10 protein-coding genes and 1 other annotated feature are annotated in these 12,940 nt (G+C 52.0%); all 10 genes read right to left on the minus strand.

Annotation, left to right across the window (positions count from 1 at the left end; genetic code table 11):
- Positions 1 to 67: 67 nt before the first annotated feature.
- The 10 genes from ffh to hemZ all read right to left on the minus strand — a co-directional run bounded on the left by ffh (position 68) and on the right by hemZ (position 12,938).
- Positions 68 to 1,390 carry a signal recognition particle protein gene (gene ffh, locus BBD38_RS01410; RefSeq protein ID WP_066683706.1) on the minus strand — a complete coding sequence of 441 codons (1,323 nt, stop codon included), beginning with the start codon at positions 1,388 to 1,390 and terminating at the stop codon, positions 68 to 70.
- On the minus strand, positions 1,391 to 1,630 hold the full coding sequence (ylxM, locus tag BBD38_RS01415; RefSeq protein ID WP_066683708.1) for a YlxM family DNA-binding protein: 240 nt from the start codon (positions 1,628 to 1,630) through the stop codon (positions 1,391 to 1,393).
- Positions 1,631 to 1,792: 162 nt separating this feature from the next.
- Entirely contained in the window at positions 1,793 to 2,434 is a 642-nt protein-coding gene (locus tag BBD38_RS01420; RefSeq protein WP_066683709.1) for an MBL fold metallo-hydrolase, read from the minus strand.
- A gap of 1 nt (position 2,435) precedes the next feature.
- Positions 2,436 to 3,335, minus strand: a complete 900-nt coding sequence (gene ftsY / locus BBD38_RS01425) for a signal recognition particle-docking protein FtsY (RefSeq protein WP_066683710.1) — start codon at positions 3,333 to 3,335, stop codon at positions 2,436 to 2,438.
- Between the two features lie 22 nt (positions 3,336 to 3,357).
- Positions 3,358 to 6,909 carry a chromosome segregation protein SMC gene (smc, locus tag BBD38_RS01430; RefSeq protein ID WP_066683711.1) on the minus strand — a complete coding sequence of 1,184 codons (3,552 nt, stop codon included), beginning with the start codon at positions 6,907 to 6,909 and terminating at the stop codon, positions 3,358 to 3,360.
- A complete protein-coding gene (locus BBD38_RS01435; RefSeq protein ID WP_066683713.1) occupies positions 6,910 to 7,344 on the minus strand; it encodes a SoxR reducing system RseC family protein in 435 nt (144 codons plus the stop codon).
- On the minus strand, positions 7,341 to 8,042 hold the full coding sequence (locus BBD38_RS01440) for a tRNA threonylcarbamoyladenosine dehydratase (RefSeq protein ID WP_066683715.1): 702 nt from the start codon (positions 8,040 to 8,042) through the stop codon (positions 7,341 to 7,343). Before BBD38_RS01440 ends, BBD38_RS01435 begins: the two co-directional genes overlap by 4 nt.
- Positions 8,042 to 9,826, minus strand: coding sequence for an aspartate--tRNA ligase (gene aspS, locus BBD38_RS01445; protein ID WP_066683717.1), 1,785 nt, complete (start codon positions 9,824 to 9,826; stop codon positions 8,042 to 8,044). Before aspS ends, BBD38_RS01440 begins: the two co-directional genes overlap by 1 nt.
- 27 nt (positions 9,827 to 9,853) lie before the next feature.
- Entirely contained in the window at positions 9,854 to 11,104 is a 1,251-nt protein-coding gene (gene hisS / locus BBD38_RS01450) for a histidine--tRNA ligase (RefSeq protein ID WP_147568036.1), read from the minus strand.
- A 61-nt stretch (positions 11,105 to 11,165) separates the two neighbouring features.
- Positions 11,166 to 11,389 (minus strand) — a binding site (T-box leader).
- Between the two features lie 64 nt (positions 11,390 to 11,453).
- Positions 11,454 to 12,938, minus strand: a complete 1,485-nt coding sequence (gene hemZ / locus BBD38_RS01455) for a coproporphyrinogen dehydrogenase HemZ (RefSeq protein WP_066683721.1) — start codon at positions 12,936 to 12,938, stop codon at positions 11,454 to 11,456.
- Between the last annotated feature and the right edge of the window lie 2 nt (positions 12,939 to 12,940).

A 12,940-nucleotide genomic window follows, 5' to 3' on the forward strand; every position in this document is an offset into this window, starting at 1 on the left:
ATACCTCCAAATAATTTCATAAATGAAACCTTATTATATTTGACCGCTCTAAGCGGCATATAGCTGATTAAAATGGCATTTTCATCATGCCCCGCCGCTTCCCGCCCTTGCCGGAAAACTGCTTAAGCATCTTCTTCATTTGGTCAAACTGGTTTAAAAGCCTGTTTACATCCTGCACTGTCGTTCCGCTTCCCGCGCTGATCCGCCGCCTGCGCGACGCATTAATCACCTGGGGATTCAAACGTTCCTCCCGCGTCATGGATTTAACAATCGCCTTGGTCCGCTCCAGCTGTTTTTCATCAACCGTCATGCCTTTTAGCTTATTTCCACCCGGCATCATGGCCAGAATATCGCTCATGGAGCCCATATCCTGGAATTGCTCCAGCTGATCGAGAAAATCCTCGAGCGTGAGCTGGTCCTTGGCGATCTTCTTCTGCAATTCAACGGCTTTCTTTTCTTCAAAGGTAGCCTCCGCCTTCTCGATAAGCGACATAACGTCCCCCATTCCGAGGATTCGCGACGCCATACGGTCAGGGTAAAACGGCTCGATATCCGAGAGCTTTTCGCCTACGCCTACAAATTTAATCGGCTTTCCCGTCACCGAACGAACGGACATCGCCGCGCCGCCGCGCGTATCGCCGTCAATTTTCGTGAGGATAACCCCGTCGATTCCAATGTTATCGTTAAAAGTTGTCGCCGCATTAACCGCATCCTGGCCTGTCATTGCATCGAGAACCAGTAAGGTTTCCGTCGGATTTGCCGTTTGCTTCAGCTCTTTCAGTTCAGCCATCATTTCGTCGTCGATGTGGAGACGCCCCGCCGTATCCACGATAATCATATCGCAGCCAAGCTTCATCGCATGCTTTGCCGCTTCTTTATAGATTTTAGAGGCATTATCCTGCCCCATATCGAACACGTCCACGCCTACCTGTTCGCCTACTACATGCAGCTGTTTGATGGCCGCGGGGCGGTAGATATCGCAGGCAACAAGCAACGGCTTTTTGCCTTTCTTCTTATAGTAGCCGGCAAGCTTGGCGCAGAACGTCGTTTTTCCGGCGCCTTGCAGGCCCATCATCAGGATTACGGTAGGCGGCGTGCCTGCAAGCCTGATTTCAGATTGCTTTCCACCCAGCAGTTCGGTCATTTCGTCCCGTGCGAGCTTGATTACCTGCTGTCCGGGAGTGAGGCTTTCGAGAATTTCGGAACCGACCGCTTTCTCCGACAGTTCTTTGATAAATTTTTTAACAACGAGGAAATTGACGTCCGCTTCCAGCAGCACCAGCTTCACTTCGCGCATTGCCGCCTTGATATCCCCCTCGGAAAGTTTCCCGCGCGACGTCAGTTTTCTGAATACGTTCTGAAGTTTTTCCGCAATGCCTTCAAATGCCATTTATTTCTCCTTGCTGGCCGCAACCAGGCCAAGCTTATTTTCCATATCCATAAGTTTCGCCTGCGCCCGTTTCAGGGTGTCCAGTACGCCCTGCCTCGAAATCCCATATTCCTGGGCAATCTCGGCAAGGGAATAATCGTCGTTATAATAGAGTTCAAACATTTTCGCCTGTTTTTCCGTCAAAAATCCGCCATAAAAATCATAGTACAGGCTGAGGCTCAAATCCTTTTCATGTTTCATCACACTACCGCCGGTCAGCCACCCTCTCCCGCACATGGGAATATGCGTATTACAGCGGCTGAATGCTCTCTTAATTCAAAAAACAGATGTAAAGCACAAGACCTTTACACCTGTATTATTATACATGATTTTCGGGAAGTGTCAAGCATAAGACCTTTACACTTACAATTTCAGCAATCGTTTCCGTGAAATCGGCCCTCCATGGCCGGGATAATAAACTTCCGCCGCCGTCCGCTTTAAGAGTTCAACGCTTTGGCCTACCGCTTCAAAATCCTCCGCGATTCGCGCCCTGCTGGCTCCGCCCATATTCATGAGCGTATCGCCGACGATACACGCCCCTCCGGCTATAACGCCGATCGAGCCGGCCGTATGGCCCGGAAGCCCGATGATCCGCGCATCAACCCCGAAGGGTTCCAGCCCCTGCCCGTCCTGTAAATAGAAATCCGGTTCAAACGATTCGATATGCGTCTTATTAATATTTGATATGGAAACCTTGCGGATCAAATACCCAAGCAGCCCGCGCGAATGGATCGCGCGGATACGGTTATCGCGCACAAGCGCTTCATCCGCTTTGTGAAGGGCAATCTTCGCGCCGAATTTCCGCGCCAGGAACGCCGCATTGTACGCATGGTCAAAATGGCCGTGCGTCAGCAAGATAAGTTCGATATTCCACGGACGCAGGGCTTCCAGCAAACCCGCCCTTGTGGATTCCCTTCCCGTATCCACAAGCACTGCGCGTCCGCCATTTTCAATTACAAAGCAGTTGTCTCCGCCGAAGCGCAAATGCGTTACACGCGTGCCCATCTTATTCGAGGATGGCCCGGGCAAACTCGCGCGCGTCAAAGGGCTGCAGATCGTCCACGCCTTCGCCCACGCCGATGAAGCGCACAGGCACGCCCGTCATATCCTTGACGGCGCATACAACGCCGCCCTTGGCTGTGCCGTCAAGCTTTGTTAAGATGATTCCCGTGAGCTTAACGCTCTCGTTAAAGACTTCCGTCTGCGAGATTGCATTCTGGCCTGTCGTGGCGTCCACCACAAGGAACGTTTCACGGTTTGCGTTCCCGTATTCCTTATCGATGACGCGGTTGATTTTTTCCAGCTCGCCCATCAGGTTCTTTTTGTTATGCAGGCGTCCCGCCGTATCGACGATCAGGAGGTCGCTGTCCGCATGCTTGGCCGCATCGATTGCGTCATATACGACGGCGGCCGGGTCGGCTCCTTCCGCATATTTGATAACGCGCGTATTCGTGCGTTCGCCCCAGATAGAGAGCTGTTCTGCCGCTGCCGCGCGGAAGGTGTCCGCCGCTGCCAAAAGCACTTTTTTCCCTTGTGCGTTATAGTAGTTGGTCAGCTTGCCGATGGCGGTGGTTTTACCTACGCCGTTTACGCCCACAATGAGCATTACGGTCGGCTTCCTGATTTCGAGAGGCGGGGCGCTCATATAATCCGCAAGGATGTCCACAAGCATATCCTTGATTTCTGCGGAATCGGAGACCTTGTTCTCCTTTACCTGGTCCCGCAGCGATTCGACTACCTTTTCCGTCGTCGCATAGCCAATATCCGAAAGGATCAGTGCTTCTTCCAGTTCTTCAAAGAAGTCCTCGTCCACCTTGCGGAAATTCTTAATGACATTGTTTACCTTTGCCGAAAAATTCTCACGCGTTTTGTTTACACGTTCCTTAAGCTTATCAAAAAATCCCATTTTGAAATTTCTCCCTTGTCTCTTAAAGTTCTACCGATACGATATCTGAAACGCCCTTCTCCTGCATTGCAATACCGTAAAGCGTATCACAGATTGCCATAGACGGCTTCCTGTGCGTAATGACAATGAATTGCAGCTCTTTTGAAAGGGTTTGCAGATATTCTGAAAACCGAATCACGTTTGCATCGTCGAGCGGCGCGTCGATCTCGTCAAGAAGGCAAATCGGGGAAGGATTAATATTCAGCATTGCAAATAAAAGCGCAATTGCCGTAAGCGCCTTTTCCCCGCCGGATAAGAGGCTGATATTCTGGAGCTTTTTGCCGGGGGGTTCCGCGATGATTTCCACACCGCACTCCATAATGTCCCCTTCACCCAGCTCAAGCCGGGCATGTCCGCCGCCAAAGAGATCGTGGAACGTTTTCTGGAAGTTCTCATTAATCATGGCGAATTTTTCGCGGAAACTTTCCTTCATTCCCGACAAAAGGCCGTCAATCACAACCTGCAGGTCATTTCCTGCCGCAATCAGGTCTTCCCGCTGGAGTACAAGATTGTCGTACCGTTCGCGCACGCGCGTGTAATCCTCAATGGCATTCGGATTTACCGCGCCCATTTCGCGGATACGTTCACGGATTCCGTCGATTTCCCGTACGCCTGCCTGATAGGCAAACTCTTCCCTGCGAAATGGAAGCGCGTTTGCATAAGTCAGGCCATAATCCTCCCACAACTTATTCTGGTAGTTTTCGCGTGATAATTCGAGCTTTTCCCGGTTCGCAATAAATTTATATTTTTGTTCGATCAACAGGTCTTTCTGCGCGTTAAGTTCCTCTACCTTTTCGGCGGATTGCTCTACCTGCGCATTCCATTCGTCCCTTTGCAAAAGCTTGGCGCGCGCTTCCTCCCCCGCCTGCCGTACCCGCTCGAGGATTTCGTCGAGTTGTCCGCGGAGTTCCGCCTTGGAATGGGTCAGTTCCTTCATTTCTGCCGAGAGCGTATCATTATTTTGCTGCATCTGCCCGAGACCGTCCTTTGCCTGGGCAATCGAAGCACGCAAGTGCTCCGCCTCGCGCAAAAGGATATTTTTCTCGTTCGCAAGCTCCGACTGGCGAAGCTCCTGTGCGGAAAGGGTATCCTTGATTTCCGACGTCTGGGCCGCCACTCCTGCGGCGCGCGATTCCGCTTCTTCAAGGCGCGCCTTGAGCGCTTCAAAATCCTCCTGTGCCTGCGCCGTATCTTTCTGCAGCGCCCCGGTTGCCGCTTTCATCTGTTCGTATTCGGCTTCCGCTTCCGCCAGCCTGTCTGTAAGCCCGACGGTAACCTGTTCACTATTCGCAAACGTATCCCGGGCAGCCTGGAATTTTTGTTTTGCCTCCGCGGTTTTAATTTCCTGGTCGCGCAGCTTTTGCAGTGTTTCCTGCTGCAAGCGCTGGGCAGCCTCGCCCTTTTCCCGGCACTCCGTAAGTTCGGCATTCCATTTCGCAAGCAGTTTGCGGTTTTCCGTTACATTTTCCTTAAGTTCCTGCGCCATACGCCTGCGCGAGAGGAGACCGGTATTGTTCTTTTTCAGGCTCCCGCCCGTAATGACTCCGCCCGGTTTTATGAAGTCTCCATCCATTGTAACCGCTCGGAAAGCATAATCCGTTTTACGCATCAGCGCAATCGCGCTGTCCATATCGCGCACAATTACCGTGCGGGCAAGCAGAAAGTCAACTGCCGGGCGCACCGCGTCCGCACAGCTGATTGCTTCGCTGGCAATACACTCTACCCCGTCCATATTGAGGAAAGATTTTTCATCCTTTTGCAGGGTGCGGACTTTAAGCGATTTTGTGGGCAGAAAAGTGACACGGCCCAGATTATTTTTGCGCAGGAAAGAAATGATATCCTTTGCGTCCGTATCATTTTCCACCACTACATTTTGCAGAGCGTTGCCAAGGATCACTTCGATTGGCGTTTCATATTTTTTGGGAACGTCGACCAGTTCGGCGAGCACGCCTTTGATTTTATGCGCAATATCCGGGGCGCTTTTAGCCGCCTTAAAAAGCGAGCGGACACTGTCAAAATATCCCTCGTATTCGTCGCGCATATCGTTTAAAAGCTTCAGGCGCGATTCATCCTCGCTCAGGCAGCGCGCCGTATCGGAAGCCTTCTTTTCCGCTTGCGCCTGTTCTGCCTGTAAATCCCTGATTGCCTGCGCCGCTTCATTCATTGCGGAGCGCAGGCCCGCGCTTTTGCGGTCGCACTCCCCGGCTTCACGTTCGAGCGTTTCCGCCGTTTGCCGAAGCTGTGAAATATATGCGTCGTGGCGTTCTATTTCCGCCTGTGCCTGTTCCTTTTTCTGGCCAAGCACCTCTGCCTTGACCTGCTTTTCATTGAGGTCAATCAGCATTGTCTGCAACGCCGTACGGGCGCTTTCCACTTCCGCGCGTACGGAATCAATTCCCTCCTGCACATCGCCGGATTTCCCGGAAACTTCCTCGATTTGGGCGCGCAGAGTTAGGATTTCCGCATACTTTTCATCGATCGCGGCATTTTTCTCATTGACCTGGATATTCAGTTCCCGGAGCTTTTGCTCGCTTTCCGCAATCTGCGCCTCGTATGCATCACGTTTTTCATAATTTTCGCGCATGGCGCGCTGATTTGTATTTTCTTTTTCTTCCAGCAGATTAAGAGAGCCCTTGAGGCGCTCCTGCTCGCTCATCCGTTCGCCAAGACGCGCATTTTGCGTTTCGATCTCATCCTGAAGCTGATTGAGCTGCTTTTTTATCTCCTGGACCCGTGCGCCCTCCTGTGCAATCTGCTCTGTCAGGTCTTGGAATTCCTGTTCGTTCTCGCGAACCTGTTCTTCCGTTTTTGTGATGCGTTCGCCGGTCCGGTCGTATTGGTACAGGTAAAGGTTAATTTCCAGTTCTTTTAAGCGGTCGCGGAGCGTAAGGTAATCACGCGCTTCATTCATCTGCTTTTCGAGCGGCTCGATTTGTGAAGAAAGTTCTGAAATAATATCGTCAATCCGCGTAATGTTATCGTTGGTTTTGCGAAGGTTGCGTTCCGCTTCCTCTTTCCGGACGCGGTATTTCATGATGCCCGCCGCTTCCTCGAACACCTTCCGGCGGTCGGTGGCCTTGCTCGTCAGGATTTCGTCGATTTTTCCCTGGCCGATAATGGAATATCCTTCTTTCCCGATGCCCGTATCGCGGAACAGCTCCAGGATATCCTTCAGGCGGCAGCTGGTGTTATTGATGGAATATTCGCTTTCCCCGGAGCGGTACATTTTGCGGCGCACCGCAATCTCCGTATACTCGGATTTGATGCGCATATCCGAGTTGTCAAAAATAAGCGCAACCTCACAGTAGCCTTTTTTACTGCGCGTTTGCGTGCCGTTAAAAATTACATCCTGCATACTCGTGCCGCGCAGGTTCCTCGAGCTCTGTTCCCCGAGCACCCAACGCATGGCGTCGGCTATATTGCTTTTGCCGCTGCCGTTCGGCCCGACCACGCCCGTGATTCCCTTATTGATAATAATTTCCTTCTTGTTGCAGAAGGATTTGAACCCGTTGAGTTCGATGCGTTTCAGGAACACTTATTTTTGCTCGCTTTCCTCAATGATTTTTGTCATCGTATATACGTTTGCAAACTTCTTTTTAAAATATGGGTTTAACAGCTTCAGGATCAAAAATGCGGCGGCGGCAAAGACGATCCCAAGGATTGCGGCGAGCGCATCCCTGACCGGGAAAACATCCTGTGGGATAACATACCCAAGCCATACGCCGAAAAAGAGCATCAGCAACGGGAAAATGTATGCGATCGCCGATGACTGGAGCGCGTTTTTGGTTGTAAACTGAACCTCGACCCGCTCCCCTTCCCGCGCATGCAGCAGGTTTTTCATTGTAACGGTGATATCGTTTTGCCCGCTGAGCATGCCGCATGCCCCGCATTTGGAACATGCGGAGGTGCGTTCAAATAAAACGTATGCCGTATCGCCCGCTATTTTCGTTACAAGGCCCGATTCATTCATTCTCCCACACCTGCCAATTGCCGTATTGCCTCACCGGCCATAAGGAGCCCGCATACAGAGGGAACAAACGAAATGCTGGCCGGCACATTTTTCCCATCTTCACTTACCATCACTTTATGCGGAAGCTCGTCCGAGCATACCACCTTGAGCTTTCCTATTCCCGCCTCGCGCAGCCGTTTTCGCAATATCTTCGCGATTGGGTCGCACGTTGTCTGGAATATATCCATTATGGCAAAACGCTCCGGATGCAATTTGTTGCCCGCGCCCATAGAGGAAATGATTTCAATTTCCCGTTCGGCACAGTTTAAAATCAGGTTTTCCTTTGATTTCAGGCTGTCGATTGCATCAATAACAAAGTCAAACCCCGGCGCGAAAAGTTCACCGGCAGTGGTTTCATCGTAAAAACAATCACAGGCAACGACATTCACATTGGGATTTATATCGCGGGCCCGTTCCGCCATCACATCCACTTTTTTCCTGCCAATCGTGGAGGAAAGCGCCACAAGCTGGCGGTTGCAGTTGGACGGTTTCACCACATCGTTATCGATCAGGTACAGCGTACCCACGCCCGCCCGCGCAAGCGCTTCCGCCGCAAACGAGCCGACCCCGCCGATTCCGAATACGGCGACGGCCGATGCGCGCAGCCGCGCAGCCGCCTCTTTGCCGATCAATGCAACCGTCCTGGAATCGTCAAGCATCAGTCTTCATCTACCTTGATATGCAGCTCCCGCAGCTGCTTTTTATCCACTGTGTCGGGCGCTTTGGACATCAGGTCTGACGCATTCTGCACCTTGGGGAACGCGATTACGTCACGAATCGACTCTACGCCCGCCATCAGCATCGCCAGGCGGTCAAGGCCATAGGCAAGCCCGCCGTGCGGCGGCGTACCGTATTTAAGCGCCTCCAAAAGGAAGCCAAAGCGCTCCCACGCGTCTTCTTTTGAGAAGCCAAGCGCCTCAAACATCTTTTCCTGCAACTCGGTGCTGTGAATCCTGATGCTGCCGCCGCCGATCTCGTTTCCGTTGAGGACGATATCATATGCCTTTGCCCGTGCGTGCTCGGGATCGCTCGTCACCTTATCGATATCTTCATCCATGGGGGACGTGAACGGATGGTGCTTTGCCACATAGCGCTTTTCTTCCTCACTGTACTCGAACAGCGGGAATTCGGTTACCCACAGGAGGTCCCACGTGTTTTCCCCGATCAGCCCGAGCTTTTCGGCCAGCTTCAGGCGCAGCGCGCCAAGCGAATCATAGACAACGGAATTTTTGTCGCCGACAAAGAACAGGATATCGCCGACCTTACCGTCCAGGCGTTCCATAATCCCGTCGATTTCTTCCTGCGTCATAAACTTTGTGATCGGCGAATTGAGGCCGTCCTCGCGAATGGAAATCCATGCCATGCCCTTTGCGCCGTAGATTTTAACAAAATCCACCAGCGCATCGATTTCACGGCGCGCAAGGATATTTGCACAGCCCTTTGCATTGATCGCGCGTACGCTGCCGCCGTTCTTCACAACGGAGCTGAACACTTTAAATTCACTGCCCGCGACAATATCGCTTACATCTTTGAGTTCGAGGCCAAAGCGCGTATCCGGCTTATCGCTTCCGAAGCGGTCCATTGCCTCCTGATAGGAAAGACGTTTCAGGGGAAGCTTCACGTCAATGCCGAGGACATCCCTGAACACCCGCTGCAGCAGGCCTTCGTGCACCGCCATGACGTCGTCCGCGTCCACAAAGGACATTTCCGTATCGATCTGCGTGAATTCTGGCTGGCGGTCTGCACGCAAATCTTCGTCGCGGAAGCACTTGGTAATCTGGAAATAACGGTCGTAGCCCGAAATCATGAGTATCTGTTTAAAAAGCTGCGGGGACTGCGGGAGCGCATAGAAGCAGCCCGGATGAATGCGGGACGGAACCAGGTAGTCCCTCGCCCCTTCCGGCGTGCTTTTTTGCAGCATCGGCGTTTCAATATCAAGAAAACCGTTTTCCGTCAGGTAGGCCCGCGCGGAATTCGCAATTTTATTGCGCAGCATCAGGTTTTTTTGCATTTCCGGGCGGCGCAGGTCAAGGTAGCGGTATTTCAGCCGCAGTTCTTCACGCACCTTGCTGCCGTCTTCAATCTCAAACGGAGGCGTCTCTGCCTTGCTTAAAATCTTCAATTCCCGCACCTTTACCTCAATGAGGCCGGTGGGCAGCTTCGGATTAACCGTATCTTCCGAACGCTCTACAATTTTGCCCTTCACCGCAAGCACGAATTCACTGCGGATGCTTCCGACCTGGTCAAAGTCTCCTTCAAACATGGACTCGTCAAATACAACCTGCATAATTCCCGAACGGTCGCGCAGGTCGACAAACACAAGGCCGCCAAGGTCGCGGCGCGTATCCGCCCATCCCATCAGCGTTACTTCCCTGCCGATGTCGTCCGTCGTAAATTCCGCGCACAGCGCGGTGCGTTTCCAATCGCCTAAAAATTCTCCCATAATTTCCTCTCCCGAAATAATAATTCTTTATATCAATTTTTTGATTTCATCCTGACGTATGGCGCGCTCTTCCCCGGTTGCCATTGTTTTCAGGACAACCGTTCCTTCCGCGAGCTCGGTCTCCCCGATGACCCCGACGAATTTGGCGCCAATTTTATCCGCATATTTAAACTGCGCCTTGATACTGCGCGCACAGTGGTCCATATCCGCTTTTACTCCCCCGCGGCGCAGGTCGCGTACCAGCTGTGCCGCCCGCAGACGCGCCTCTTCCCCATGCGTACACAGGAATATGTCGGTAAGCGCGGGGCGCTCAATTTCAATTCCCTCGTTTTCCATGACAAGCAAAAGGCGTTCAATGCCCATACCAAAACCGATCCCCGGGAGGTCCGGCCCGCCGACCTGTTTTACCAGTTTATCGTACCGTCCGCCCCCGCACACCGTTCCCTGCGCGCCGATGCTGTCGGAAATAATTTCAAAAACGGTCTTGGTGTAATAGTCAAGGCCGCGCACAATAAACGGATTGACCGCATACTGAATGCCAAGTGCATCCAGGTACTTTTTCAGCGCTTCAAAATGCGCGGAGCACTCCTCGCACAGATGGTCGATCATAAGCGGCGCATTTTTCACGACCGTCTGGCAGCCCTCTTCCTTACAATCGAGCGCACGCAACGGATTGCGGTCCATACGCTCGTTACAGGACTCGCACAGTTCGCCTGCATGCCCGTGCAGGTATTCCTTTAGCAGCTCATTATACCCGGGCCGGCACTTTTCGCATCCGATGCTGTTGATATTGAGCCGCAGGTTTTTCAGGCCCAGTTCCCCGAGAAGCGTAAGCGCGATATTAATTACTTCCGCATCGATGCTCGCCTCCGGGGCGCCGAACACCTCCACGCCAAACTGGTGATGTTCGCGCAGCCGCCCGGACTGTGGTTTTTCATACCGGAACACGGGTGCGCTCAGGTAATACATCTTCGTCGGCTGGGCATTTGACGGCAGGCCCCCTTCAAGGAATGCACGCACCACGCCCGCCGTCCCTTCCGGACGGAGCGTAATGGAACGGTTGCCCTTATCATTGAAGGTATACATCTCCTTCTGGACAATATCCGTGGTATCACCCACACCGCGCAGGAAAAGCTCGGTATGTTCAAAAATGGGCGTGCGGATTTCCCGGTACCCGGCAAGCGCGGTAATGTTCCGCACAAGATTTTCGATATATTGCCATTTATAGCTCTCCTGCGGGAGAACATCTTTTGTTCCTTTTGGCGCCCTTACTGCCACGTTACAGTTACCTCCTGTATTTAAAACGATGTAAAGCATAAAAAAACAACGTCCTGAAACAGACAGGGACGAAGTTTGAATCCGCGGTACCACCCATGTTGAGAAACAAGTTTCTCCGCTCTTGCCAATAACGCCGGCCCGCGCCCGCAGCTAATTGCAAATTGCTTTCACAGCGGAAGCTCTATGGTGTTTTTCGCCGTATCTTAAACGCACAGCCGCTTCCAGCCGCGGCGGCCGCTCTCTTTCCGCAAGGCTTACGGTTACTCTCCATCTCATCGCCTTTTCCAATTGGTTTTATTATAGCGGGAAAAGACGGGAGTGTCAACAAAACCCGGGACTTTCGGCCGCTTCAAAACAGCTCTTTTTTGCGCCGTATCATTTCATCCGTACGGTCGATATAATTTTTCAAATCTTTGACATTCGGCGCGCGCTTGATAAGGTTTTGCTCCGGAAACAGCTTTTTGGAAATCCCGCCCGCTCCGAACGCGAGGTTGCTTACCGTTTCTTCCATAATATCGATATTGTAAATACATTCCGCGCCCGGTTTTGCAAAGCCGACATTTTCAAGGTTGCCGCTCATGTATTTCTGGCGGTAAAGGTAGTATGGCAGATACCCGGCTGTAAAAAGGAATTCCTGCGAAAATTCCACCATTTCCGTAACGATTCCGGGCCCCGGAAGATCGTTCTGCCGTTCCTCCGCGAATGCGGAAGACTGCTTGATCGCCAATGTATGCACCGTCACATTGGACGGGGCGAATTCCATGATATCCGTGAGCGTCTTTTTCACATCCCGGACCGTTTCACAGGGCAGCCCCAAGATAATATCGGTATTGATGTTTTTGAATCCAGCCTTGTTCGCGAGCGAAAAAGCGCGCCTGAATTCTTCCGACGTATGGTTCCGTCCGATCAATTCCAGCGTCCTGTCGTTTGTCGTCTGGGCATTGATGCTTATCCGTTCCACTCCATAATCTTTCAAAATGCGGAGTTTTTCCGGGGTTACCGTATCCGGCCGGCCCGCTTCCACCGTAAACTCGATCCGTTCCGGAAAAAGGCCGCTTACCTTTTTGAGCACTGTTTCAAGGTCATGGTCATTGAGCGCGGTTGGCGTCCCGCCCCCAATATATACGGAGCGGATGCGGTATTTTGGGAAAACCTCCTCCATGCCGTCCAGTTCGTGCATCAGGCATGGAAGATATTGATCCTTGATGGTCTCGTTAAATTTCAGGTCGCGCGAAATAAAGGAGCAATATTTGCATCTCGAAACACAGAACGGAATCCCGATATAAATATCAAGGTCCCGCGTTCCTGAATTCTTCAAAAAAGGCTCCTGCACACGGCAGATCGTTTCGGCAAGCTGCGTTTTTGGCTCCGAGACACAATAACGTTCCGTAAAAATGCGATGCGCCCATTCCGTGCCATGTTGTTTTGAAAGTTCACGGAAAAGCTTTGTGGGGCGAATTCCCGTAAGCGAACCCCACGGCATATTTTTTGGGCAGACCTCTTGCATAACACGGTAGATAAGCTGTTTTACGGCATGCTTTTTCAGCTTCTTTGCAAGCAGGGTGGGCGCCGTGATATCGACCGTATTCCCATGATCGTCCGTAAACTCCGGCTGTTCTTCGATTGCGGCGCTCCGGCTGCCTGCGGTATAGTATTCCGCCCGGTTGTGCCAGCCGGTTTCATCCTGCCAAAAAAAATGCCTCAGCACTTCGCCGGCATTCATATCGTTTTTATGTTCAAGCTGTATGATGCGTTTTTCTTCGGGCAGAAACAGCCGGATTTCCTCGCAGATGTCGTTAAAAAATGAAGGCGTTTCCGTATAAAGTGAGAACATTG

Source organism: Christensenella intestinihominis, assembly GCF_001678845.1.
Lineage (GTDB): Bacteria > Bacillota > Clostridia > Christensenellales > Christensenellaceae > Christensenella > Christensenella intestinihominis.